We start from the raw sequence: 25,999 nt of genomic DNA on the forward strand, positions 1-25,999 counted from the left end.
AAAACGCCTGCACGGGTTTTCGAAGGAGCCTGAAAGCGCCCGCTTTGAAACTCCCCATAAACAGCTTTTGCGCAGCTCGATGCGCTACAGGACACTCATGTTTGGTTTTTTACGCAGGTATATCTCCACCGATCTGGCCATTGACTTGGGCACGGCCAACACCCTGATTTATGTACGCGGCCTCGGTATCGTCCTGGACGAACCGTCGGTCGTCGCGATCCGCCAGGAAGGCGGCCCGAACGGCAAGAAGACCATCCAGGCAGTCGGCAAGGAAGCCAAGCAGATGCTGGGCAAGGTGCCGGGCAATATCGAAGCGATCCGTCCGATGAAAGATGGCGTGATCGCCGACTTCACCGTCACCGAGCAGATGCTCAAGCAGTTCATCCGCATGGTGCATGATTCGAAATTTTTCCGTCCGTCGCCGCGCATCATCATCTGCGTGCCGTGCGGCTCGACCCAGGTGGAACGCCGCGCGATCCGCGAATCGGCGCTGGGCGCCGGCGCTTCGCAGGTCTACCTGATCGAAGAGCCGATGGCTGCGGCCATCGGCGCCGGCTTGCCGGTCTCTGAAGCGACCGGCTCGATGGTGGTCGACATCGGCGGTGGCACGACGGAAGTAGGCATCATTTCGCTCGGCGGCATGGTCTACAAAGGTTCGGTGCGCGTCGGTGGCGACAAGTTCGATGAAGCCATCGTCAATTACATCCGCCGCAACTACGGCATGCTGATCGGCGAACAGACGGCCGAAGCGATCAAGAAGGCCATCGGTTCGGCTTTCCCGGGTTCGGAAGTGAAGGAAATGGAAGTGAAAGGCCGCAACCTGTCCGAAGGTATTCCGCGCTCGTTTACCATTTCGTCGAACGAGATCCTCGAAGCGCTGACCGACCCGCTGAACAATATCGTCTCGGCCGTGAAGAACGCGCTGGAACAGACGCCGCCGGAACTGGGCGCCGATATCGCCGAAAAAGGCATGATGCTGACCGGTGGCGGTGCACTGCTGCGCGACCTGGACCGCCTGCTGATGGAGGAAACCGGCCTGCCGGTGCTGGTGGCCGAAGACCCGCTGACCTGCGTGGTGCGCGGGTCCGGCATGGCGCTGGAACGTATGGACAAGCTCGGCTCGATCTTCTCCTACGAATAATCTGACGAAAAGGGCCGGCACATGATACGGCCTGGTTTTGGCACCGGCGTTGGCCCGGCGCCCGCACGTTGGCGCTGCGCGCCTGGCCTGATTATTGGAAGTCATGGAATACAGTCCTCCGCCACTTTTCAAACAGGGCACCTCCGCCCGCGTCAAGATGATGCTGTTCGCCGGCATTTCGATCGCCTTGCTGCTGGTCGATTCGCGCATGCACGCGCTGACCGCCGTGCGCCAGGCGGTGGGCACGCTGCTTTACCCGGTGCAGATGGCGGCGCTGGTGCCGCGCGACGTGGCGCTCGGCGTCGGCACCTATTTTTCCTCGCTGTCGGCGCTGGAAAAACAGGTGCGTGAGCTCAAGCACGAACAGATCGCCTCGGCGCAGATACTGCAGCAGGCGCAGCTCAATATCGTGGAAAACAACCATCTGCGCAAATTGATGGAAGCGCGCGAGCGCGTGCCGGTGAAATCGATGCTGGCCGAAATTTTGTATGACACGCGCGATTCGGTCACCCGCAAGATCGTGCTTGATCGCGGCATCCAGCACGGCGTGGAGCTGGGCCGGCCCGTGATCGACAACCTCGGCGTGGTTGGCCAGGTCACGCGCGTGTTCCCGTTTACCTCGGAAGTGACCCTGCTCACCGATGAAGAGCAGGCGATTCCCGTGCAGCTGCTGCGCACCGGCGTGCGCAGCGTGGCCTACGGGCGCGGCAAGTCCGGCACCCTGGAACTGCGTTTTACGGAGCCGACGGCCGATATCCAGATCGGCGATATCGTGATTACGTCCGGCCTCGATGGCCTGTACCCGGCCGGCCTGGCCGTGGCGCGCGTGACCCTGGTCGAGCGCAATGCGCACGGCCCGTTCGGCCGCGTGGTGTGCCAGCCGCTGGCCGGCATCGAGCGCAATACGCAACTGCTGATCCTCACTTCCTCGCCCGACATTGCGCCGCGCCCGCCTGCGGAGGACATCAAGACCGGCCGCAAGATCGCCGGCAAGATGGCGCCGATCAAGGATACGCCCAAGCCGACCGACACGCCTGCGGCCACACCCGCCGCGGCGCCGGCCAAGCCTGCAGCCACGCCCGCCACCGCGCCGACGGAGACCGCGCGATGAGCCGTCCGCATTACATCCTGCTGCCGGTCAACCCGCTGTTCATCGCTTTTTCGCTGCTCTGCGCGTTCCTGCTGAACCTGCTGCCCTGGGGCCATTTCGTCGGCGTGCCCGATTTTGTCGCGCTGGTGCTGGTGTTCTGGGGCATCCACCAGCCGCGCAAGGTCGGCATCGGCGTGGCTTTTTTCATGGGCCTGATGATGGACGTGCACGATTCGACCCTGTTGGGCGAAAACGCGCTCGCTTATACCGTGCTGTCCTATCTGGCCATCATGATGCACCGCCGCGTGCTGTGGTTCCCCGTCATGACGCAGGCGCTGCACGTGCTGCCGCTGCTGCTGCTGACGCAGGCGCTGCAACTGGTGACGCGGCTGATCGTCTCGGGCCGCTTCCAGGGCTGGCTCAATTTCGTCGAAAGCTTTCTCGCCGTGCTGCTGTGGCCCCTGATCACCTGGATGCTGCTGGCGCCGCAGCGCCGCGTCGTGGACCGCGACCATAACCGGCCGATCTGACCCTGACCTGTCATGAATGAACTCAAGAATACCGAGCGCGAACTGCATTTCTTCCGGCTGCGCCTGACGATACTGGGCGCGCTCGTCTTCGTCTGCTTTTCGCTGCTGCTGGCCCGCTTTATCTGGCTGCAGGTGATCAAGCATGAAGATTACGCCACCAAGGCCGAGGACAACCGCATCGCGCTGGTGCCGATCGTGCCCACGCGCGGTCTGATCCTGGACCGCAATGGGGTGGTCCTGGCGCGCAATTATTCGGCGTTTACGCTGGAAATCACGCCGTCCAAGCTCAGCGCCAGCCTCGACTCGGTGATCGACGAACTGGGCACCCTGATCCAGATCGACATCAAGGACCGCCGCCGTTTCAAGAAGCTGCTGGAAGAGTCAAAAAACTTTGTCAGCGTGCCGCTGCGCACGCGCTTGACCGACGAGGAAGTGGCGCGCTTTTCGGCCCAGCGCTTCCGCTTTCCTGGCGTCGAAGTACAGGCACGCCTGTTCCGCCAGTATCCGATGGGCGAGGTGGCCTCGCACGTGGTGGGTTTTATCGGTCGCATCAACCGCAGCGAGGCCAAATCACTGGACGAGGGCGACGACGCCGCCAATTACAATGGCACCGACCATATCGGCAAGGAAGGCCTGGAAAAAAGCTACGAAAAGCAGTTGCACGGCACCACCGGCTATGAAGAGGTGGAAGTGTCGGCTGGCGGGCGCGCCATGCGCACCCTGTCGCGCACCGCCGCCGTACCGGGCAATAACCTGATCCTGTCGATCGACATCGAGCTGCAAAAAGTCATGGAAGAGGCCTTCGGCGAATGGCGCGGCGCGGCCGTGGCGATCGACCCGGCCACCGGCGACATCCTGGCCTATGTCTCCAAGCCTGGCTACGACCCCAACCTGTTCGTCGACGGCATCGACCAGCAAAGCTGGACTGAACTGAATACCTCGCTGGACCGGCCGATGGTCAACCGGCCTTTGTCCGGCACCTATGCGCCCGGCTCCACCTTCAAGCCCTTCATGGCGCTGGCCGCGCTGGAACTGGGCAAGCGCACCCCTGGCCAGGCAATTGCCGATTCCGGTTTCTTCATGTTGGGCGGCCACAAGTTCAGGGACGACAAGGTCGGCGGTCATGGCATGGTCGACATGCACAAGTCCATCGTCGTGTCGTGCAACACCTATTATTACCAGCTCGGCCGCGACATGGGCATCGACGCCATCCACGACTTCATGAAGCCTTTCGGTTTCGGCCAGCTGACGGGCATCGACCTCAATAACGAGAAGCGCGGCGTGCTGCCGTCGACGCAATGGAAGCGCGACCGCTTCAAGACGGCGCAGCAAAAGAAATGGGTAGGCGGCGACACGATTTCGGTCAGCAATGGCTCGGGCTACAATTCCTATACGCCGCTGCAGATCGCCCATGCGACGGCGGTGCTGGCCAATAACGGCGTGGTGATGAAGCCGCACCTGGTCAAGATCATCGAAGACGCGGCCTCCGGCGCGCGCACCCTGACGGTGGCCAAGGAGAGCTACCGCATCCCTCTGAAGCAGGAAAACATCGATATCATCAAGCGCGCCATGGTGGGCGTGACCAGCGAAGCGGGCGGCACGGCCGCGACCATCTTCACCGGCGTGCAGTACACGGTGGGCGGCAAGACCGGTACGGCGCAGGTGGTGGGCATCAAGAAAAACGAGAAGTACAATGCCAAGCTGCTGGCCGAACGGCTGCGCGACAACGCCTTGTTTACCGCCTTTGCGCCGGCCGACAAGCCGCGCATCGCGCTGGCCATCGTGGTGGAAAACGCCGGCTTTGGCGCCGGCGTGGCCGCGCCGATCGCGCGCAAGGCGCTCGATTACTACTTGCTGGGCAAGCGCCCGGGCGAGAAGGACCGCGACACCACCAAGGTGCCGAAGGAAGACGTCGACGAAGTACGCACGCTCGAAGAAATCACGGATGAACAGGCCGGCACGCCGCCTGCGACGCAATAAGGAAATACATGTCCATTAACGAAAGGCGCTCGCTGTGGCGGCGCGCCAAGCCCTACCTGGCGGTGTTCGATCCGCCGCTGATGCTGATCATCGTGATGCTGCTTTGTACCAGCCTGGTGACCCTGTACTCGGCCAGCATCGGCATCCCGGGCAAGATCGAAGACCACCTGCGCAATATCGTGCTGTGCTTTTTCGTCATGTGGGTAGCGGCCAATGTCACGCCGCAAATGATGATGCGCGTCGCCGTGCCGGCCTATACGCTGTCGGTGCTGCTGCTGATTGCCGTGGCCCTGTTCGGCACCATCAAGCTCGGCGCGCGGCGCTGGTTGCACATCGGCGTGATCGATATCCAGCCGTCCGAATTTTTGAAGATCGCCGCACCGTTGATGCTGGCCTGGTTTTTCCAGCATAATGCCGGTGCGCTGCGCTGGAACTCCTTCGCGGTGGCCGCCGTGCTGCTGCTCGCACCCGTGTACCTGATCGCGCGCCAGCCCGACCTGGGCACCTCGCTGCTGGTGGTGGCGGCAGGCTTTACCGTGATTTTCCTGGCGGGCCTGTCCTGGAAAGTGCTGGCCGGCCTGCTGCTGTCGCTGGTGGCCAGCCTGCCCATCGTCTGGTCGCACCTGCATGACTACCAGCGTGACCGCGTGATGATGCTGATCGACCCGACCAAGGACCCGCTGGGCAAGGGCTTTCACATCATCCAGTCGATCATCGCCATCGGTTCGGGCGGCATGACGGGCAAGGGCTGGACCCACGGTACCCAGGCCCACCTGGAGTTTGTCCCGGAACGCACCACCGACTTCATTTTTGCCGTGTATTCCGAAGAATTCGGCCTGGCCGGCAACCTGATCCTGATGCTGATGTATTTGCTGCTGGTAGGCCGCGGCCTGATGATCGCCGCCGGCGCCCCCAGTTTTTTCACTCGCCTGCTGGCAGGAGCGATTACCATGATTTTCTTTACTTACGCCTTCGTCAACATGGGCATGGTCAGCGGCATCCTGCCGGTGGTCGGCGTGCCCTTGCCCTTCCTTAGCTACGGCGGCACTGCCCTGATTACCCTGGGCGTGGCCAGCGGCATCCTGATGAGCATACAGCGCCACCGCAAGCTGGTGCAGACCTGATGCGCGCGCCTGTCGATACCCTGTATACGCGTGGCCTGGGCCTGGCTGTGTTGTTGACCCTGGCTGCCTGCGGCACGACGCCGCAACAGTCCGATAACGTCAAGATGCCGCATGGCGGCAAGGTCAAGATTCCCGTGCGTCAGGATCCCACCCTGCCGGCCATGCCGGCGGCCGGTTCAGGCCGTGGCGGCTATTACAAGGATGACGGCCCGGGCGACAATCCGCCGTCCAATCTGCGCGACGTGCCCGATGCCGAGGTGCGCAACGAGCCCTATTCGACGCGCTCGAACCGGCCCTATGTGGTATTCGGCAAGACCTATACGCCGCTTACCGACAACCAGCCATTCACGCAGCGCGGCACGGGCACCTGGTATGGCAAGAAATTCCACGGCCAGCGCACCTCGTCGGGCGAAATCTACGATATGTACAAGATGACGGCGGCCCATCCGACCCTGCCGATTCCGTCGTATGCGCGCGTGACGAGCATCGACAGCGGCGAGCAGGTGATCGTGCGCATCAATGACCGCGGCCCTTTCCACGCCACGCGCGTGATCGACGTGTCGTACACGGCGGCGCTCAAACTCGGCTTCCTTGGCAAGGGCAGCCACCAGGTGATCGTCGAGCGCCTGCTGCCGGCCGATATCGACGCCATCCTGGCGGCGCGCGCGGCGCCGAAACCGGTGCCGAGCGTGATCGCCCGGTCGATCGATACGCCGGCCGGCAGCGAAGCGGAACTGACCGCCGTGGCGCAGCCTGAAATCACCAGCATGGCGATGCTCGACGCCACCGTGGCGGCGCCCGCGCCAATGGCGCTGGCCACCGGTTTTTACCTGCAACTGGGCGCCTATTCGCGTCTGGACAATGCCGAACAGGGCCGCGCGCAACTGGCGCCGTATGCGCAGACGCTGGGCAAGCTGGACGTGGTGCCGGCCGGAGCGCTGTTCCGCCTGTACGGCGGGCCGTTCACCAGCCGCGCCGACGCGGCGCGCGCAGCGGCCAGCCTGCCGGCGTCGGCCGGCGTGAAGCCCATCGTGATCGAACGCTAGGGTTTATTTGCAGGAGCGCAGTTCCTGCTCGTCGAACTGCTTCGTGATCTCGGCCAGGCGCGTGCGCGTGGCGGTGTCGAGGTCGCGGAACTGGTAAGCGACCTGCTTGCTGGCGCTGTAGCGCGGCGCCACGCGGGCGCTGTGCACGCCCTGTTTCTGCAGCGACGCCAGATGGGTTTGCGCGCTCGTTTCCGACTTGAACACGCCCAGCGAAATACCCCAGCGCTGCGGGCTGCCTTCGCCCATGATGAAGTAATTCGTCACGCCCAGCTGTTTCAATTCGCCGGCCTTGCGGTCGGCGCCTTCCTTGCTGCCCTGCGACGGGATGAACACCATATAGCTGGAAATATCCTGGCCGGCCACGTTGTGGCGCGACTGGCGCTCGCCCAGCGCCAACGCGGCGAGCCGGGACTCGAACTTGCGCGCGTCGGCCAGCACGAAATTGCCTACTTCGGTGCAGGCGAAGATTTGCGGTGCGGCGGGGGGCGGCTTTGCAGGCGACGGCGCCGGTTCCACCGGCGCCGTCGCCTGGGCGGCCATCAGCAAGGTGATTTTCTCGGCGTGCAGCTGGTTTTTCAGCCGTGCCGGTTCGCGCGTTTCGGTGCGAAAACTACCCAGGTAGCCCTGGCCGATGGCCAGCACCAGCAGGTTGATGGCCGCCAGCAGCCAGAAGACGAATTTCAGCATGGTTGTGTTCCTTGCGCACGGTTTGCCCTGGCCGCCGCCTGCAGGCCGAGCATGACGATATTGTCCACCAGTTGAAACGGCAATGCCAGCGCCGGGGCGATGCGCGGCGCCGCGCCACCGGACAGCAGACAGCGTTGCGCGCCATGCATGCGCACGGCGCGTTCGATGGCGCCCGTTTGCGCGGCCAGGCAGCCGGAAAGAATCGCGTCGTCGGTATTGTCGGCAAAGCCGGCCGGCAGCGGGGCCGTGTCGGCGATCTGCGGCAACTGCGCCGTATTGCGCGCCAGCGAACTGGCCATCAGGCCCAGCCCCGGCAGGATCATGCCGCCCAAAAACACACCCTCGGCGGTGATGGCGTCGATGGTGGTGGCGGTGCCGCAGTTGGCGACGATCACGGCCTGGCCGGGCGCCAGCGCGCGCGCGCCGATGGCGGCGGCAAAGCGGTCGCAGCCCAGCTGGGCCGCATTGCGATAGCCATTGGCAACGCCGGCTTGCTGCGGCAGCGACACAAAATCACGCACGGCGACCGTCAGCATGGCGCGCAGGCGCGCGGCGATGGCGCTGCCGGCCACGTTCGACAGCAGCACCGTGCCGATCGGCAACGACGCCCACTGCGCGGCCAGGCTGTCGAGCTGGGCATGCGCCACGGCGCCGCTGGCCAGCCAGTCACCGAGGCCGGCATCGGGCGCCACCAGCGCCCATTTGATGCGCGTATTGCCCGCGTCGATCAACAATAGCATGCGCCTACTCCTGCGCCAGGCGCAGGGACACGTCGCCGGACATGATCTCGACCGTGCCGCTATCAGTCGCCAGCAGCAGTTGGCCCAGCTGGTCGACGCCGGCCGCCACGCCTTGCTGCAGCAGATGGCCGTTGTCGACAATTTTTACCGCTTGGCCCTGCCAGGCGTGCAGGGCGTTCCAGCGCTGCGCAAACGGTGCAAAGCCGGTATCGTCGAATTCGGCCAGCACGCCGGCCAGCCGGCTCAAGAGGGCGGCGACCAGGGCGTTGCGTTCCATCTGCGCCAGCCAGGGCACGGCCGACACGCTGCGCCCGATTTGCTGTTCCAGCGCATCGGACATGGTCAGATTGATGCCGCAGCCGATCACGGCCCACACGCCGCCGTCGGTCGCCTGGCGGGTCTCGACCAGGATGCCGGCCAGCTTGCTGCCGTCCTTGATCAGGTCGTTGGGCCACTTCAGTTGCACCGGCACACCCAATGAACCCATGGTTTCGGCCAGCGCCACGCCGACGGCCAGCGGCAAGCCGACCAGCGCTTGCAGCGGGCCCTTGAAGCGCCAGGCCAGCGAGAACATCAGGCTGGCGTCCGCCTGCGACAGCCAGGGCCGTCCGGCGCGTCCCCGTCCCGCCGTCTGCTGGCCGGCGATGAGCAGGGTGGGCCCAGGCAGCTGCGCGCAGCGCGCCAGCAGGTCGGCATTGGTAGAGCCGGTTTCATCGACCACTTCGATGGCGACGTGGGAGGCGCCGGTGGCGCAAAGGGCGGCGATGGCCGCGCTGTTCAGGTCAAGGTGACAGGTCATGGGAGCGGTTGCTTGCCAGTGTGGTGCTGGCGGGCTTTGTGGGGCGCCCTGGCAAACGCCAGGTCGTAGACGGCGTTGGGCAACAGGCGCAGCAGCCTGGCCACCACCCCCATTTGCCAGGGAATCACGCGATAGCTGTCGCCGCGGCCAATGGCGCGCGCGGCGCGCCGCGCAAAGGCGGCGGCCGGCATCAAAAACGGCATGTGGTAGGCGTTGTGGCGCGTCATCGGCGTATCGATATAGCCGGGCGTGATGGTGACGACCTTGATGCCGGATGGTTTCAATTCCAGGCGCAGCGATTCGCAGTAACTGATCACGGCCGCCTTCGAGGCGCTGTAGGCTTCGGCGCCGGGCAAGCCGCGGATGCCGGCCACGCTGGCGATGCCGACCAGGCGGCCGTCTCCCTGCCGTTTCATGGCGGCGATAAACGGCGCAAAGGTGGCGACGGTGGCGTTGACGTTGATGGCCATGACGGCGGCAAACACCGCCAGGTCTTCGGCGTGTTCGGTGAGCGTGCCGACGGACACGCCGGCGCTGGCGATCACCACGTCGATGCGCCCGGCATGGGCCAGGAAATCGTCGGCCGCAGTCTTGAGCGCGGCATGGTCGCCGACATCGACGGCGTAGGCGCGGTGCAGTTCGGGCCGGGGCAGGGTGGCGATCAGCTGGTCAAGGGCCTCGCCACGGCGGGCCAGCAGGCCCAGTTGCGCGCCGTCGCTGGCGTACTGGCGCGCCAGCGCGGCGCCCAGGCCGCTCGATGCTCCGGTAATGAAGACGGCCTGCATCAGGTGATGCTCACGTTTACTTCTTTTCCGCTTTGGCTTTGGCCACCAGCATATCCATCACCGTCAGGGCCTGGGCGTTCAACTGCTCTTCGTTCCGGGCCGATTTGCTGCCCTGGTCGGCCTGCGATGGCGAGGTGATATAGCGGCCATCGATGGCGATCATCGGCCAGAAGGTGACGTTGTAGGCTTGCATCATGGCGTCGGCGCGGCGCATGCGGGCGGGCATGCCAAACGAGCGGTAGGTATCGATGAACTTCTGGCGGTCGACGCCCTGTTTGGCGACGAAGTCGAACACGGCGTCGTCGCTGTTCAGGCGGTTGTGCTCCACATGCATGGCGTGGAAGACCTTGGTGTGCAGCTGGTCCAGCAGCCCCATGGCCTGCAAGGTAAAGAACAGCCGCTGCTGCGGCGCCACGCTTTCATCGCGCGACACATGCACGCGCTTGAAGACGATATTGTCGCCCTGCTTTTTGACCCAGGCCGCCAGTTGCGGTTCGAGCACATTGCAATGCGGGCAGTAATAGGCGAAGAACTCCGTCACTTCGATCTTCTTGCCCGATTCGGTCGGCTGGGGCGTGGCCAGGGTTTCATATTCGACGCCGTTCTTCGGGGCGGCCGGCGACGCGGCGGCGAAGGCGGTGGCGCCGCACAGGGCGGCGGCAAACAATACTTTGTTCAGAAAACGCATGCTGCTTCCTTGTTCAGATGACTCATTTGGACTCATTTGGAATTCCTGACAACGGCGACATCGACACCGTTTTCGGACAGTTTGGTACGCGCGCGGTTCATTGCATCGACCTGATTGAAGGGGCCGACACGCACGCGGTGCAGCACGCCGGCATCGGTGCTGCGGTCGCTGATGGCCGCCTCAAAACCCAGCAGGGCCAGCTTGCCGCGCGTGCTTTCGGCGTCCGCCATGTCACGGAAGGCGCCAGCCTGCAGATAATAAATCCATTTGTCGCTGGCTGCATCGGCCTTCGCTTGCGCCGGTGGCGCCGCCGGGGCGGCTGCGGCTGCCTGTGCCGCCGGCGCACCTGGCGCGGTGGCCGCTGCGGCTTTCGGCGCCGGCTTGTCCTTCAGCGTGCCGATCAGTTCCTGCAGCGCATCCGGTGGCGGTGGCCGTGGCGTGGTGGGCGGCGCGGCCGGCGCCGTGATCTGGCCCGGCAAGGCCAGTTCGCGTGGTTCCTTCGAAAAATCGCGCGCCGCTTCCCGCGCCGCTTCCTTGTTGCCATACATTGGCTTGTTCGGGTCGGCGATCTGGCCGGCCGTCGGTTCCGTCGACTTGCCCACCTTGCCCGACTTGTCGGTGAACGGCGAATTACCTTTGGAAATCACCAGCGCCACCACCACGGCGATGCCCAGGCCGACCACCAGGCCGATGATGATGCCGACCAGCGTATTGCCCTGCTGGCGGCGGCTGGAAGTAAAGCGGGAAGCTTGGTTCATGAAGGTTCAGACCTTTGCGTTTACATTTTGTTTGGCGCGGATACGCCGATCAGTGCCAGGCCATTGCGCAGCACCTGGCGCGCGGCCAGCACCAGCGCCAGACGGGCCATTTTCACGGCGTCGTCCTCGACCAGTACTTTTTCCGCGAAATAGAAGCTGTGCAGGTTGGCAGCGAGGTCGCGCAGGTAGAACGCCACCTGGTGCGGTCCCAGCTCGGCTTGCGCGCGCGCCAGCATTTCCGGGTAGGCGGCCAGGGTCGCCAGCAGGGTCGCTTCGGTCGGCGCCGTCAGGCAGGACAGGTCGGCGCCGGCAATGGCGTTCTCGTCGCCGCCCCAGTTTTCCAGGATGCGGCAGATGCGCGCATGCGCGTACTGCACGTAGTAGACCGGGTTTTCATCGGTGGTTTTCAGCGCCACGTCGACGTCGAACACGAACTCGGTATCGGCCTTGCGCGAGATCAGGAAGAAGCGCACGGCGTCGCGGCCCTTGTCGATGTCGCCGCCGCCCGACCATTCGATCAGGTCGCGCACGGTGACGTAGGAGCCGGCGCGTTTCGAGATTTTCACCTCTTCGCCATCCTTCATGACGGTGACCATCTTGTGCAGCACGTAGTCGGGATAGCCTTGCGGGATGCCCATGTCGAGTGCCTGCAGGCCGGCGCGCACGCGCGCGATGGTGCCGTGGTGGTCGCTGCCCTGGATATTGATCGCCTGCACAAAACCGCGCTGCCATTTGACCAGGTGGTAGGCCACGTCCGGCACGAAATAGGTGTAGCTGCCATCGCTCTTGCGCATCACGCGGTCCTTGTCGTCCGCGTAGTCGGTGGTGCGCAGCCACAGCGCGCCATCCTGTTCATAGGTGTGGCCGGCCTTGACCAGCGTCTCGACGGCGCTGTTGACCTTGCCATCCTTGTACAGCGACGATTCGAGGTAGTAGTTGTCGAACTTCACGCCGAATGCCTGCAGGTCGATGTCCTGCTCGTTGCGCAGATAGGTCACGGCAAACGGGCGGATCGAATCGATGTCCTCGATATCGCCATTGGCGGTGGCAGGCATGCCGTCGCTGGCCGAGACGGTCTTGCCGGCCTTGAAGTCTTCGGCGATTTCGCTGATGTAGTCGCCGTTGTAGGCCGACTCGGGCCACTCGGCGTCGCCCGGCTTGTAGCCGCGCGCGCGCGCCTGCACCGAATGGGCCAGGGTCTGGATCTGCACGCCGGCGTCGTTGTAATAGAACTCGCGCGTCACCTTGTAACCTTGCGCGTCGAACAGCGACGACAGGGCGTCGCCCAGCGCCGCCTGGCGACCGTGGCCCACGTGCAGCGGGCCGGTCGGGTTGGCCGAGACGAATTCCAGGATTACCTGCTTGCCGGCGCCCGCCGTGCCGCGGCCATAGCTGGCGCCTTCGCTGAGGATGGTCTTGACCACCGCCTGCTTGGCGGCGTTCGACACGCGCACGTTGATGAAGCCGGGGCCGGCGATTTCCACCGCCTCGATCAGGCCCTTGCCGGCCGGGTTGGCCAGCACGGCCGTGACGATGGTTTGCGCCAGTTCGCGCGGGTTTTGTTTCAGCTGCTTGGCCAACTGCATGGCGATATTGCAGGCGACGTCGCCATGCGATGCGTCGCGTGGTCGCTCCAGCACCACGGAAGGCAGCAGCGACGTGCCGGCCAGGACGGGAGCGAGGGCGGCCTGGAACAGGGCGATGATTTCTTGTTTCTGTTGGGCGAGCATGAGCAGGATGGCGGCGGAACCGCGTTAAGATTGAAAAGAATGGTGCACAAATGCAAAAGGACGACGGTCGATGCCGTCGCCCGGACTGCGGTAATTATACTGGTTTGCCGGCTGGAACAATACGCCGCAGGACAGGCGGGCGTGCCGGTCATTGGTGCATGAAAACATCAACCTGGCCAGTTCGGCTTGTACATATGCACTTTTTTACAGCGAATTACACGCATCGTTGCAATCGCTTGGTGCACAGGGCCTGACAAACGCTACAATCGACCCTTTATGATGACGCGCGATCGTGTTTTTTTCGTCGCGCGCAGCCACACCGGATAATTTATGAACAAGCGCCCCACGCTGAAACTGAAAACCAGGCCAGCGCCCGCCGCCGCGCCGGTAGCCGCAAAACTGCGTCCCAGCTACCATCCCGACGTCAAACCGGTCCTGCAACCAGGCTTCCAGCCCGACCTGCGCGCCGATTCGCTGGCCTTCTGCCTGCTTGGCGCGGCCAATGCCGTGGCCCAGGTGCGCACCGGCACGGCCCTGCCGCAGGCGCTGGCAAAAGTGTTTGCGCAATCGAACGCCAGCGCGCAGGCGCGCGGCGCGATCCAGGATATTTCGTATCGCACCATGCGCCAGCTGGGCCGCAGCGAAACGCTGGTCGGCCTGATGACCTCCAAGGCGCCCGAGCCGCCGATGCTGGCCGCGCTGCTGTGCTGCGCGCTGTCCTTGATATCAAACGAGCCGGGCGAACAGCCGTATGAAGAATTCACGGTGGTTGACCAGGCCGTCACGGTGGCCACCTCGCACCCGGACCTGGCGCACGCCAAGGGCATGGTCAACGCCGTGCTGCGCCGTTTCCTGCGCGAACGCAAGTCCTTGCTGGAATCAGCCTTGCAGCAGCCGCTGGCGCAGTGGAATTATCCGCAGTGGTGGATCGATGCGCTGCGCGTGGCCTATCCGCGCGACTGGCAGGCCATTTTGACGGCCGGCAATGCCGTGCCGCCCTTGACCTTGCGCGTCAATCGCCGCAAGAGCACGGTCGAAGCCTATCTGGCCGTGTTGCAGGAAGCCGGCATCGCCGCGCGCCAGGTGGGGCCGTTTGCGGTGCGCCTGGACAAGCCGATCGGCGTGGCCTTGATCCCCGGTTTCGAGCAGGGCGTTGTTTCCGTGCAGGACGCCGGCGCGCAGCTGGCCGCGCCGCTGCTCGACTTGCAAGACGGCATGCGCGTGCTCGACGCCTGCGCCGCGCCCGGCGGCAAGACCTGCCATCTCCTGGAACTGGCCGACGTGCAGGTGACGGCGATCGACGCCGACGCCAGGCGATTGCCGCGCATTGCTGAAAACCTCGAGCGCCTGGGACTGGCAGCGACGCTCAAGGCGCAGGACGCGCAATCGAGCGCCTGGTGGGATGGCCAGCAGTACGACCGCATCCTGGCCGACGTGCCGTGCACGGCCTCGGGCATCGTGCGTCGCCACCCGGACATCCGCTGGCTGCGCCGCAAGGGCGACGCCTTGCAACTTGCAACACTTTCCGCGAAAATTCTGGACAATCTGTGGCAGATGCTGCGCCCCGATGGTAAATTGTTGTTCGTGACTTGTTCATTGTGGCCGCAAGAGTCCGAAGCACAAGCGGCAGCATTTGCGGTGCGCAATAATGCGACCCGTTTGACAGCCCCTGGCCAGCTGTTGCCGACTGGCAGCGCGGAACAGGACCATGACGGCTTGTTCTATGCGCTCTTTCAAAAAAATGCTGCCTGAGCGCTACTTCGCCCCTTTTTTCACGGATACGACCGGCACGCTTGTGACATTTTTCCGCTCCCTGACCCTGGTGCTGATGCTGGCATGCCTGACGCCACGCGCGCATGCCGCCGATGTGGTCGAGATCACGCGCGCCTATATCGAAGCGAGCGACGAGGGCTACAAGCTGGCGGCCAGTTACTCTTTCGACCTCAATCACGACCTCGACGACGCCGTGCAGCACGGCGTGCCGCTGTTTTTCACGACCGAAATCGAACTGACCCGGCCGCGCTGGTACTGGTTCGATGAAAAAGCCATCGTCGCGCGCCAGACCAGCCGGCTGTCGTACAACGTGCTGACGCGCCAGTATCACGTCTCGCTGGGCGGCTTGCAGCAAAGCTTCGCCACCCTCGACGACGCGCTGTTCCTGATCCGGCGCCCCAGCCGCTGGCTGGTGGCGGCGCGCGGCGCGCTCAAAGTCGGGCAGACCTATAACGTCACCTTGCGCATGGGCATGGACCGCGATTATCTGCCCAAGCCGATCCAGGTCAACGCCTTCAACAATAGCGACTGGCGACTGGCTTCGAACAGAAAAACCTTCTTGTATACGGCGGAGTAGTGACCCAGGCATTGCGCTATCTGCTGGTGGTGGGCGGCGGCATCGTCAGCATCCTGTTGTTCCTGCTGGCGTCCGCTTCCGACAACTCCGGTTTCTTCGACCGTTATTACACCTGGCTGCTGGGCCTGAACGCGGCCGTCGCCGTGTCACTGCTGGCGCTGGTCGGCATTTCGCTGGCGCGCCTGTATGCACGCTACAAGAGCGGCAAGTTCGGCTCGAAGCTGATGATGCGCCTGGTGATGCTGTTTGCCGCCGTCGGCATCCTGCCCGGCCTGGTGATCTTTCTGGTGTCGGTGCAGTTCGTTTCGCACTCGATCGAATCGTGGTTCAACGTCAAGATCGAAGCGGCGCTCGAATCGGGCCTGGAGCTGGGCCGCGCCGGCCTGGACACGGCGCTGGTCGAACTCGATCGTCGCGGCAAGCAGGCCGTCGATGAATTGCGCAGCGACCCGGTCACCGGCCCGGCAGTGCTGACCAGCCTGTTGCGCGAAGAGGGCATGCAGAACGTGATGATCGTCAGCGGCGACGGCATGTTGCTGGCCAGCGCCGGCCCGCACAGCGGCGCCGACCTGCCGACGGCGGCGATGCTGGCGCAGGCGGCGCAGCCTGCCGGCTATGCTTCGGCCGAAGGCGGGCTGGAGCTGCATGACGACAGCATGGAGTCGGGCGGCGGCGGCATGCGCAGCGGCCCGTCATCGCTGGACGCGGCCGCCAGCCTGCGCTTGCGCGTGCTGGTGGCCGTGCCCGGGCCTTCCGTGTCGCCACGCTATCTGCAGTTGCTCAAAGCGGTACCGCCCAAGCTGGCCACCAACGGCGAAATGCTGCGCGGCGCCTACAGCGAATACAAGGAACGGTTTGTCGCGCGCGTGGGCCTGCGCAAGATGTACATGGAAATCCTCACCTTGACCTTGCTGCTGGCCATTTTCGGCGCCATCGGCAGCGCCTTCCTGATCGCCAGCAACCTGGCCCAGCCGCTGCTGCTGCTGGCCGAAGGCACGCAGGCGGTGGCCCAGGGCGATCTGTCGCCGCGCCCTATCGTCGCCTCGCGCGACGAGCTGGGCACGCTGACGCAGTCGTTCAACATCATGACGCGCCAGTTGCTCGACGCGCGCACGGCCGTCGAAAGCAACCGCGCCGCCTTGCAAAACGCCAAGGCCCACCTGGAATCGGTACTGGCCAATATGTCGGCCGGCGTGATGGTGCTCGACGGCGACTTCAAGCTGGTCACCTGCAATGCCTCGGTCGAGCGCATCTTGCAGCACGCGGGCGTGACGATGGTGGGCCAGCCCCTGACCAGTATCTCCGGGATTGAAGAATTTGGCGCGGCCATCGTCAGCGCGTTTTCGGCGCAAAGCGCGCAATCGGCGTCGGGCCGCAATGCGCAGCGGCTGCACTGGCAGCGCCAGATCGAGATTCCGCGCCGCCTGGGCAGCAGCGCCGACGAACACGACATCACCTTGCTGGCGCGCGGCTCGCGCCTGCCGCTCGAATCGGGCAGCGGCTACATTGTCGTGTTCGATGATATTTCCGACGTGATCTCGGCCCAGCGCTCGATCGCCTGGGGCGAGGTGGCGCGCCGCCTGGCGCATGAAATCAAGAATCCGCTGACACCGATTCAGCTGTCGGCCGAGCGGCTGCAGATGAAGCTGGAAGGCAAGCTGGAGCCGGCCGACGCCGACCTCCTGGGCCGCGCCACCGGCACCATCGTCAAGCAGGTCGACGCCATGAAGCGCATGGTCGACGACTTCCGCGACTACGCGCGCACGCCGCCGGCGGTGCTCACGCCGCTGCGCCTCAACGAGCTGATCGAGGAGATACTGAACCTGTATCTCGGCGGCGACGATGGCGACATCATCCACCCGCTGCTGGCGCCCAACCTGCCGATGGTGATGGGCGATCCGACCCAGTTGCGCCAGGTGATTCACAACCTGCTGCAGAACGCGCAGGACGCCATGGCGGACTTGCCGGAGGGCACTCCGCATCCCCGCATTGACGTACGCACCGAAGCAATTCATTATCGCAGTGCGGATGGCGGCGTGAACGTCGCCGTGCGCATGGCCATTACCGATAACGGCCCCGGTTTCGCGCCGAAAATCCTGGCGCGCGCTTTCGAGCCGTATGTCACGTCCAAGGCGCGCGGTACCGGTCTGGGCCTGGCGATGGTCAAGAAAATCATCGATGAGCACGGTGGGCGCATCGATATCGAGAACCGCGTCGACAGCAGTGGCGCTTCGGTCGTCATTTTGCTGTTAAAGTTAGCTCCCGATGTTCTCGCCTAGTATTTAGTTGGCGAAAGCGTCTGGTTTAGTATTTAAAAAACAAATAAAATCATAGTTGTCCGCCGTGTGCCGTTTGGGCGCGCGGGGCGGCGAAATGAGGAAGGCAAGACACGAATGGCAAACATACTCGTAGTGGATGATGAAATGGGTATCCGTGAGTTGCTCTCGGAGATACTGGGTGACGAAGGCCATGCTATCGAGCTGGCCGAAAATGCGCAGCAGGCCCGCGAAGCGCGCGCCGCCGGTGCGCCCGACCTGGTGCTGCTGGACATCTGGATGCCCGACACCGACGGCGTGACCCTGCTCAAGGAATGGCAGCGCGATGGCTTGTTGACCATGCCGGTGATCATGATGTCGGGCCACGCCACGATCGATACGGCGGTGGAAGCGACGCGCATTGGTGCGCTCAACTTCCTGGAGAAACCGATTTCCCTGCAAAAGTTGTTGAAAGCCGTGCAGCAAGGCCTGACCCGTGCCCAGGAAACCGTGCGCGCGCCGGTGGCCGCACCGCGTCCGGCGGCGCCGGCGCCCGTCGAAGAGAGCAGCAGCCATCCGGCGCCGAGCTTTGGCGGCGGCACGCCGCAGCAGATGATGGTGCGCCCCGGTATCGCCGCACCGGCCCAGGCCGAAGGCCATGGCTACAATCTGTCGTTCGACCTGCCGCTGCGCGAGGCGCGCGACGCCTTCGAGCGCATGTATTTCGAACACCACCTGGGCCGCGAAGGCGGCAGCATGACCCGCGTGGCGGAAAAGACGGGCCTGGAACGCACCCATCTTTACCGCAAGCTCAAGCAACTGGGCGTGGAACCGGGCAAGCTGGCCAAGAAAAACCTGTGACGCCAGCTGTGCGGGGGTTGACGCCGCTGACCCTGGTCAGCGGCGCCCGCGCCAGCGAACGCGAGGCCGCCATCGCGCAAGCCTTGCCGCCGCGACAGGCCAATGCCGTGATCCTCGAAGGGCTGGCAGACGGCAACGCCATCCTGGCCGACCTGGCCGAACACACTTGTCCTCCCGCCTCCCTGCAATTGCTGCGCATCGCGCCCGGTTGCCTGTGCTGCAGCGGCAATCTGGTATTGCGTGTAACATTGAATCGTCTCCTGCGCCATCGGCCCGCGCATCTGTTCATCAGCCTGGCAGACGCCACGCATATCGAGCAGTTGCGCAGCGCGCTGGCCGCCAGTCCCTACGATGCCTGGCTGGCGCTGCAGCCTGACTTGATCCTTGCCCCCTGAAGCGATGTTGCCGTAGCCGTCCCGATCGCAGTTTGCACGCAGTTTGCATCTCGTTACAACTACTTTCCCTGCAGAGCGGGATCGCGCTTGAAATGCCATGGCCTGGTCCCCACCTCTGTTCTGAAACCGCAGGAGTTCCTCCTGCCTGAGCGAAGGACGCACAATGAACCTGATCTATAACAGCGAGCAATACAGCGTCGTGGAATTCGGCGCCGATGGCAACCTCGAAGCATTGCGCTTTGGCGGCTACGAAATCGTCGACAAGGGGGGCAAGCGCGAGACCTTTATCGCCGGCGTGCTGGCGCAACATTTCCGCCGCGATGTGAGCGAGCTGATCGCCAGCGAACCGAGCATGGAAGAGATCGATGAATTCCTCGGCAGCTACGATGCCTTGATGAGCCAGCCTGTGCTGCTGCACTAGGCTTTGCGTGGTTGGTGGAGCAAGCGGCCATACCCATTGCGTTGGCGGCATGGTAAGGTGGCCGGATTACCTTGTCGCAAACAGACCATGTGCCAACTTCTCGCAATGAATTGCAATGTCCCCACCGACATTGTCTTTAGTTTTACGGGCTTCGCCATGCGCGGCGGCCATACCGACACCCACCACGACGGCTGGGGCATCGCCTTTTTCGAAGGCGCCGGCGTGCGCCATTTCGTCGATCACCAGGCGGCCATCGCCTCGCCGGTGGCCGAGCTGATCAAACGCTATCCGATCAAGTCGCGCAATGTGATCGCGCATATCCGCAAGGCCACGCAAGGTCAGGTGGCGCTGGAAAATTGCCATCCTTTCGTGCGCGAACTGTGGGGGCGCTACTGGGTGTTTGCCCACAATGGCGACCTGAAGGAGTTCAACCCGTTGCTCAGCGGCAGCTATCGTCCGGTCGGCTGCACCGACAGCGAACTGGCCTTCTGCTACCTGCTGCAGGAACTGCACGCGCGCTTCGGCGATACGCCGCCAGGCTTGCCGCAGCTGCATCTGGCGCTGGCCGAGCTATTGCCCGGCATTGCCGCGCACGGCACCTTCAACATGATGCTGTCGAGCGGCGCAGCGCTGTTTGCCCATTGCTCGACCAGCTTGCATTATCTGGTGCGACAGCATCCGTTTCCAACTGCTAAACTCTCCGATGAAGACTTGAGCGTGGACTTTTCCCAGGTTACCACGCCGCAGGACCGGGTGGCCGTGATCGTCACGCAACCGCTGACGACCAATGAGCAATGGACGGCGTTTACCCCCGGCGAATTGAAATTGTTTGTAGACGGTACGGTACAAGAAGCTCCCGCTATTTAATTTGTTGACGACAATACCGTGCAATGCTGCCAAAATAACCAACAGCGCGGGCTAAATTGATTTAGAGTATTGTCAATAGTGAACCTTGACGCAGGCGTGGCGCCGCCAGTGTCACTCGACATGATTGATGAAGATTGAATGATCGATATTTCCAGTAACGACATCTCCCCGAAACCCTTGCGCGTGCGCGAGTTCTATCTGGGGCGACAGCCCATCCTCGACCGCAACCAGGCCCTGTTCGGCTATGAGTTGCTATTTCGCAACGCTCCGGTCGGGCCCGCCAATATCACCAGCGATCTGTCGGCCACGGCCAGCGTGATTGCCCACGTTTCACAGCTGGGCATGGAAAAGGTGGTCGGCGATGCCCTCGGCTTCGTCAATGTCGATGCCGACGTGATCATGAGCGATATCTTCAGTTTCCTGCCGCGCGAAAAAGTGGTGCTGGAAATCGTCGAAACCATGGAGGTCACCCCGGAGTTGCGCGCACGCATCAGCGAACTGGCCGGTCACGGTTTTACGTTTGCGCTGGAAAACGTGGTGGCCGATACGGCGCAAGTGCAGGCACTGCTGCCGCTGGTGCAATACGTCAAAATGGACATGCGCACGGTCCAGCCGGCGGACCTGGCCAGCCTGGCGCAGCGTTTCAAGGCCGCACAAAAAAAGCTGGTGGCCGAAAAAGTCGAAACGCGCGAAGAATTCAAAGCCACGCTGGACCTCGGTTTCGATTACTTCCAGGGCTATTATTTTGCCAAGCCCGCCATCATGACGGGCAAGAAGCTGTCGCCGTCGCAACTGGCCGTGATGGAGCTGATGACCCTGGTGACCTCGGATGCCGACAATCTGGACATCGAGCACGCCATCAAGCGCGACGTGTCGCTGGCGCTGAACCTGCTGCGTCTGGTCAATACGCCGGCCGTCGGCGCGCGCCAGCGCATCGATTCGCTGAGCCAGGCCGTCAGCGTGCTGGGCCGTCGCCAACTGCAGCGCTGGCTGCAAATCATGCTGTACGCGGAACCAAGCAAGCGCGGCCATAGCATGACGCCGCTGCTGATGCTGGCCACCACCCGTGGCCGCCTGCTCGAATTGCTGGCCCATAAACTGCGTCCCAACCATGCTCATTCGGCCGACATCGCCTTTACAGTCGGCATCATGTCGCTGATGGACACCTTGTTCGCCGTGCCGATGGCCGATATCCTGCAACAGATCGAAGTGATCGAGGAAGTGGCCGAAGCGCTGCTGTCGCGCGGCGGCTTCTATGGCGACCTGCTGCGCCTGGCCGAATGCATCGAGCGCATCGACGACATGGAAGGCGAAATCGTGCCGACCCTGCGCGACCTGGCGATGTCGCCGGACGACCTGGTCGAGCTGGAAATGGCCGCCTTCGAATGGAGCGACAACGTCGTCAGGTATGCGCTGTAATTGAGCGGCTCAAAAACACCCCGCCCCGGCATCGCCGCGGCGGGGTGTTTTGTTTCAAGCGGCCGCGCCCGGCCAGTGCTTGTGCAGCTCGGGATCGGTGCGCAGTTCCCACAGCGCCAGCACCACCACGGCGACGCCGGCGATCAGGCAGTTCCACAGCACCGCGCGCTGGTCGGCCAGGCGCAGTACCCACGGCGAGACGGCCACCCAGACGCCCACCAGCAGATTGACGATGACGGCCCAGAAATAGGTCTTGTACAGGTCAAACGCGGCCAGCACGGCGATCACCAGCCCCGAGACCAGGGCGTTGATCATTTGCGGCGAGCCTTGTGCGTAGCCCAGGGCCCACGGCGAGACGATCAGCCACAAGCCCAGCAGCAGGATCACCTGGTCCTGCCAGCGTTTCAGTTTGAATTGCGTTGCCATAATGCCTCCCCGGAAGATGCAGACGCCCCCAGGCGCCCGCATACAGCCTTAGTGGCGTGGCGGCGCGCGAAAGTTCCGCACCGCCGCCCAAGGCAGCTCAGGACAGGTTCGGTGCCAGCCAGCGCTCGATGTCTTCCTTCGGCACGCCGCGGCGCTTGACCATGTCTTCCACCTGGTCTTCGCCGATCTTGCCGACCACAAAGTATTTCGATTCCGGGTGGGCAAAGTAAAAGCCGGACACGGCCGCGCCGGGGAACATGGCGTACGATTCGGTCAGCTGCATGCCGATTTCTTCGGCCTGCAATACGTCGAACATGGCGCGCTTGACCGTGTGCTCGGGGCAGGCGGGGTAGCCGGGCGCCGGGCGGATGCCGACGTATTTCTCGTCAATCATGGCCTCATTGCTCAGCTGCTCGCCGGTGGCATAGCCCCACAGGTCGGTGCGCACGCGCTCGTGCAGGTATTCGGCAAACGCTTCGGCCAGGCGGTCGGCCAGCGACTTCAACATGATGGACGAGTAGTCGTCATGCGCGTCCTCGAAGCGTTTTTCGTATTTCTCGATGCCGATGCCGGACGTGACGGCGAACATGCCGAGGTAGTCTTTGACCCCCGAGTCTTTTGGTGCAACAAAGTCGGCCAGGCACTGGTTCGGCCGCTGCACGCCGTCGACCACCGGTTTGACGCCCTGCTGGCGCATGCCGTAGTAGGTGAACGCCACCGTGGTGCGCGTGTCGTCCGTATAGACTTCGATATCGTCGTCGTTGACGCTGTTGGCCGGCAGCAGCGCCACCACGCCATTGGCCGTCAGCCAGCGCCCGTCGATCAGTTTTTTCAGCAGCGCCTGGCCTTCCGCATACACCCTGGTGGCCGCATCGCCCACCACCTCGTCGGTCAGGATGGCGGGGAAGGGGCCGGCCAGATCCCAGGTCTGGAAGAACGGACCCCAGTCGATATAGTTGGCCAGGGTGGCCAGGTCGACGTTCTTGAACACGCGCCGGCCGATGAATTTCGGTTTGACGGGCTTAGCTGCGCCGTCAAACGGCAGCACCATTTTGTTGGCGCGCGCCTTCGGCAACGACAGGATCGGCAGCGCCTTCTTGTTGGCGTGCTGTTCGCGGATGCGCGCGTAATCGAGTTCGATGTCTGCCACGTATTTGTCGCGCTGTTCGGGCGTCAGGAGCGACTGCGCCACTGACACCGAACGCGAAGCGTCCGGCACGTAAATCACCGGGCCTTCGTAGTTGTGGGCGATTTTCACGGCCGTGTGGGCGCGGCTGGTGGTGGCACCGCCGATCAGGAGCGGAATTTTCAGCATGCGGAAGTGTTCGTCGCGCTGCATTTCCTTGGCCACATAGGCCATTTCTTCGAGCGACGGCGTGATCAGGCCCGACAGGCCGATAATATCGGCGTTTTCCACCTTGGCGCGCGCCAGGATTTCCGAACACGGCACCATCACGCCCATGTTCACCACTTCGAAGTTATTACACTGCAGCACCACGGTAACGATATTCTTGCCGATATCGTGCACGTCGCCTTTCACGGTCGCCATGATGATCTTGCCTTTCGGCTTGGCGACGATGCCGGTGCGTTTTTCTTCCAGCAGTTTTTCTTCCTCGATAAACGGAATCAGGTGGGCCACCGCCTGTTTCATCACGCGCGCCGATTTCACCACCTGAGGTAAAAACATCTTGCCCTGGCCAAACAAATCGCCGACCACGTCCATGCCGGCCATCAAGGGGCCTTCGATCACGTGGATCGGGCGACCGCCGTTGTGCAGCAGTTCCTGGCGCGCTTCTTCCGTGTCTTCGACGATGAACTGGGTAATGCCATGCACCAGCGCATGCGACAGGCGCGCCTGCACCGTGCCTTCGCGCCAGGCCAGGTTCTGCACGTCGGTCTTGCCGCCGCCCGCTTTCAGGGTGCCGGCAAATTCGATCATGCGTTCGGTCGAGTCTTCGCGGCGGTTCAGCACCACGTCTTCGACCCGCTCGCGCAGTTCCGGGTCCAGGTTGTCGTACACACCGACCATGCCGGCGTTGACGATGCCCATGGTCATGCCGGCCTTGATGGCGTGGTACAGGAATACCGTGTGGATCGCTTCGCGGGCCGGATCGTTGCCGCGGAAACTGAACGACACGTTCGACACGCCGCCCGAAATCTTCGCGTATGGCAGGTTCTCCTTGATCCAGCGCGTGGCGTTGATGAAGTCGACCGCGTAGTTGTTGTGCTCTTCGATGCCGGTGGCGACGGCAAAGATATTCGGATCGAAAATGATGTCTTCGGGCGGGAAGTCGAGCGCGTCGACCAGCAGGTGATAGGCGCGCGCGCAGATCTCGATCTTGCGCTCGAACGTGTCGGCCTGCCCCTTTTCATCGAAGGCCATGACGATCACGGCCGCGCCGTAGCGGCGGCACAGCGTGGCCTGGCGCAAGAATTCCGCCTCGCCTTCCTTCATTGAAATCGAATTGACGATGGCCTTGCCCTGCACGCATTTCAGGCCCGCTTCGATCACCGACCATTTCGACGAGTCAACCATGATGGGCACGCGCGAAATATCGGGTTCGGAGGCGATCAGGTTCAAAAAGCGCGTCATGGCGGCCAGCGAGTCGAGCATGGCCTCGTCCATGTTGATGTCGATCACCTGGGCGCCGTTTTCCACCTGCTGGCGCGCCACCGACAAGGCCTCGTCGTATTGCTCGTTCAGAATCATGCGCGCAAACGCTTTCGAGCCCGTGACGTTGGTGCGCTCGCCGACGTTGACGAACAGCGAGTCGTCATTGATGACGAACGGCTCGAGGCCGGCCAGGCGCAGCTCGTGGCTCTTTGCCGGAACGGTGCGCGGCGTGTTGTGCGCCAGCAGCTCGCCGATCGCCTTGATATGTTCGGGCGTGGTGCCGCAGCAGCCGCCAGCCATGTTCAGAAAGCCGGCGTCGGCAAATTCGCGCAGCAGGGCGGACGTATCTTCCGGCAACTCGTCGAAACCCGTGTCGCTCATGGGGTTGGGCAAGCCGGCGTTCGGGTAGATGCACACAAACGTGTCGGCGATTTTCGACAGCTCTTCCGCGTACGGGCGCATCAGGGCCGCGCCGAGCGCGCAGTTCAGGCCGATCGTCAGCGGTTTCGCGTGGCGGATGGAATTCCAGAAGGCCGGCACGGTCTGGCCCGACAGGATGCGTCCCGAGGCGTCGGTGACGGTGCCCGAAATCATCAGCGGCAGGCGCACCACGTCCGGATTCTGCTCGTAGAACAGGTCGATGGCGAACAGCGCCGCCTTGCAGTTGAGGGTGTCGAAAATGGTTTCCACCAGCAGCACGTCGGCGCCGCCTTCGACCAGGCCCTGCGTTTGCTGCAGGTAGGCCGCGACCAGCTGGTCGAAGGTGACGTTGCGCGCGGCCGGGTCGTTGACGTCGGGCGAAATCGAGGCGGTCTTTGGTGTCGGCCCCAGGGCGCCGGCCACGAAGCGCGGCTTGTCCGGCGTGGAATACTTGTCGCAGGCGGCGCGCGCCAGTTTGGCCGCCTGCACGTTCATCTCGTAGGCCAGGTGCGCCATATGATAGTCGTCCTGGGCGATGGTGGTGGCGCCAAAGGTATTCGTTTCGATCAGGTCGGCGCCGGCCGCCAGGTAGCGCTCGTGGATTTCCTGGATGATCTGCGGCTGCGTCAGTGTCAATAATTCATTATTGCCTTTGACGAAGAGCTCGCGCGCGCCCGAACCGGCCGGCGCCGCGAAGTCGATGAAGCGGCCCTCGGGACCACCACGGTAGGCCACTTCGTCAAGCTTGTATTGCTGGATGATCGTGCCCATCGCGCCGTCGAGGATCATGATCCGGCGCGCCATGATGGCGCGCAAGGAGGCTTCGGTCGGGGACAGGGCGGGGATCACGGTATCGGTCATTTCATGCTTTCA

Annotated in this window: 23 protein-coding genes; 14 read left to right on the top strand and 9 right to left on the bottom strand. The window is 63.5% G+C overall.

Annotated features, from left to right (window positions below):
* Positions 1-97: 97 nt before the first annotated feature.
* From CD932_RS14085 to CD932_RS14110, 6 genes are all read left to right on the top strand, one after another.
* Positions 98-1,141 carry a rod shape-determining protein gene (locus CD932_RS14085; RefSeq protein ID WP_010393186.1) on the top strand — a complete coding sequence of 348 codons (1,044 nt, stop codon included), beginning with the start codon at positions 98-100 and terminating at the stop codon, positions 1,139-1,141.
* 103 nt (positions 1,142-1,244) lie between these two features.
* Positions 1,245-2,252, top strand: coding sequence for a rod shape-determining protein MreC (gene mreC, locus CD932_RS14090; RefSeq protein ID WP_254926582.1), 1,008 nt, complete (start codon positions 1,245-1,247; stop codon positions 2,250-2,252).
* Positions 2,249-2,761 carry a rod shape-determining protein MreD gene (gene mreD, locus CD932_RS14095; RefSeq protein WP_094443169.1) on the top strand — a complete coding sequence of 171 codons (513 nt, stop codon included), beginning with the start codon at positions 2,249-2,251 and terminating at the stop codon, positions 2,759-2,761. The genes mreC and mreD overlap by 4 nt, the downstream gene beginning before the upstream one ends.
* Before the next feature lie 12 nt (positions 2,762-2,773).
* Complete coding sequence (gene mrdA, locus CD932_RS14100; protein ID WP_094443170.1) at positions 2,774-4,741, top strand: penicillin-binding protein 2; 1,968 nt, start codon at positions 2,774-2,776, stop codon at positions 4,739-4,741.
* Positions 4,742-4,749: 8 nt separating this feature from the next.
* Entirely contained in the window at positions 4,750-5,865 is a 1,116-nt protein-coding gene (gene rodA, locus CD932_RS14105) for a rod shape-determining protein RodA (RefSeq protein WP_094443171.1), read from the top strand.
* Complete coding sequence (locus CD932_RS14110) at positions 5,865-6,911, top strand: septal ring lytic transglycosylase RlpA family protein (RefSeq protein WP_094443172.1); 1,047 nt, start codon at positions 5,865-5,867, stop codon at positions 6,909-6,911. Before rodA ends, CD932_RS14110 begins: the two co-directional genes overlap by 1 nt.
* Positions 6,912-6,914: 3 nt before the next feature.
* On the opposite strand, the gene CD932_RS14115 is transcribed toward CD932_RS14110, so the two are convergent.
* Genes CD932_RS14115 through argS form a run of 7 tightly spaced genes read right to left on the bottom strand, consistent with a single transcriptional unit; the run spans position 6,915 to position 13,098 of the window.
* A complete protein-coding gene (locus tag CD932_RS14115; protein WP_094443173.1) occupies positions 6,915-7,598 on the bottom strand; it encodes an SPOR domain-containing protein in 684 nt (227 codons plus the stop codon).
* Complete coding sequence (locus tag CD932_RS14120) at positions 7,592-8,338, bottom strand: type III pantothenate kinase (protein ID WP_094443174.1); 747 nt, start codon at positions 8,336-8,338, stop codon at positions 7,592-7,594. The genes CD932_RS14115 and CD932_RS14120 overlap by 7 nt, the downstream gene beginning before the upstream one ends.
* 4 nt (positions 8,339-8,342) lie before the next feature.
* Positions 8,343-9,137 (bottom strand): biotin--[acetyl-CoA-carboxylase] ligase, encoded by a 795-nt coding sequence (locus CD932_RS14125; protein WP_094443175.1) that lies wholly within the window; start codon positions 9,135-9,137, stop codon positions 8,343-8,345.
* Positions 9,134-9,922: an SDR family oxidoreductase gene (locus tag CD932_RS14130; protein ID WP_094443176.1), complete on the bottom strand. Its 789-nt coding sequence runs from the start codon at positions 9,920-9,922 to the stop codon at positions 9,134-9,136. Before CD932_RS14130 ends, CD932_RS14125 begins: the two co-directional genes overlap by 4 nt.
* A gap of 16 nt (positions 9,923-9,938) precedes the next feature.
* Entirely contained in the window at positions 9,939-10,610 is a 672-nt protein-coding gene (locus tag CD932_RS14135) for a thiol:disulfide interchange protein DsbA/DsbL (protein ID WP_094443177.1), read from the bottom strand.
* A 32-nt stretch (positions 10,611-10,642) separates the two neighbouring features.
* Entirely contained in the window at positions 10,643-11,368 is a 726-nt protein-coding gene (locus CD932_RS14140; protein ID WP_094443178.1) for an SPOR domain-containing protein, read from the bottom strand.
* A 20-nt stretch (positions 11,369-11,388) separates the two neighbouring features.
* Complete coding sequence (gene argS / locus CD932_RS14145; RefSeq protein ID WP_094443179.1) at positions 11,389-13,098, bottom strand: arginine--tRNA ligase; 1,710 nt, start codon at positions 13,096-13,098, stop codon at positions 11,389-11,391.
* A 330-nt stretch (positions 13,099-13,428) separates the two neighbouring features.
* Here argS and rsmB point away from each other — a divergent pair, with 330 nt between their 5' ends.
* The 8 genes from rsmB to CD932_RS14185 all read left to right on the top strand — a co-directional run bounded on the left by rsmB (position 13,429) and on the right by CD932_RS14185 (position 21,666).
* Entirely contained in the window at positions 13,429-14,850 is a 1,422-nt protein-coding gene (gene rsmB, locus CD932_RS14150; RefSeq protein WP_094443180.1) for a 16S rRNA (cytosine(967)-C(5))-methyltransferase RsmB, read from the top strand.
* A gap of 76 nt (positions 14,851-14,926) precedes the next feature.
* Positions 14,927-15,448, top strand: coding sequence for a DUF4390 domain-containing protein (locus CD932_RS14155; RefSeq protein WP_254926617.1), 522 nt, complete (start codon positions 14,927-14,929; stop codon positions 15,446-15,448).
* Positions 15,448-17,727, top strand: coding sequence for an ATP-binding protein (locus CD932_RS14160; RefSeq protein ID WP_094443182.1), 2,280 nt, complete (start codon positions 15,448-15,450; stop codon positions 17,725-17,727). The genes CD932_RS14155 and CD932_RS14160 overlap by 1 nt, the downstream gene beginning before the upstream one ends.
* 114 nt (positions 17,728-17,841) lie before the next feature.
* Positions 17,842-18,564 carry a response regulator gene (locus CD932_RS14165; RefSeq protein ID WP_094443183.1) on the top strand — a complete coding sequence of 241 codons (723 nt, stop codon included), beginning with the start codon at positions 17,842-17,844 and terminating at the stop codon, positions 18,562-18,564.
* Positions 18,561-18,959, top strand: coding sequence for a GTPase (locus tag CD932_RS14170; protein ID WP_094443184.1), 399 nt, complete (start codon positions 18,561-18,563; stop codon positions 18,957-18,959). Before CD932_RS14165 ends, CD932_RS14170 begins: the two co-directional genes overlap by 4 nt.
* 163 nt (positions 18,960-19,122) lie before the next feature.
* Positions 19,123-19,380, top strand: a complete 258-nt coding sequence (locus tag CD932_RS14175; protein ID WP_094443185.1) for a DUF3567 domain-containing protein — start codon at positions 19,123-19,125, stop codon at positions 19,378-19,380.
* 87 nt (positions 19,381-19,467) lie between these two features.
* Positions 19,468-20,247, top strand: a complete 780-nt coding sequence (locus CD932_RS14180; protein ID WP_094443186.1) for a class II glutamine amidotransferase — start codon at positions 19,468-19,470, stop codon at positions 20,245-20,247.
* Positions 20,248-20,385: 138 nt separating this feature from the next.
* Positions 20,386-21,666 (top strand): EAL and HDOD domain-containing protein, encoded by a 1,281-nt coding sequence (locus CD932_RS14185; protein ID WP_094443187.1) that lies wholly within the window; start codon positions 20,386-20,388, stop codon positions 21,664-21,666.
* 54 nt (positions 21,667-21,720) lie between these two features.
* Here CD932_RS14185 and CD932_RS14190 read toward each other — a convergent pair whose 3' ends face one another.
* Entirely contained in the window at positions 21,721-22,092 is a 372-nt protein-coding gene (locus tag CD932_RS14190; protein ID WP_094443188.1) for an SPW repeat protein, read from the bottom strand.
* Positions 22,093-22,189: 97 nt separating this feature from the next.
* Positions 22,190-25,987, bottom strand: coding sequence for a methionine synthase (metH, locus tag CD932_RS14195; protein ID WP_094443189.1), 3,798 nt, complete (start codon positions 25,985-25,987; stop codon positions 22,190-22,192).
* Between the last annotated feature and the right edge of the window lie 12 nt (positions 25,988-25,999).

Origin of the sequence: Janthinobacterium sp. PC23-8, from assembly GCF_002250505.1 — a bacterium.
Lineage (GTDB): Bacteria > Pseudomonadota > Gammaproteobacteria > Burkholderiales > Burkholderiaceae_D > Janthinobacterium.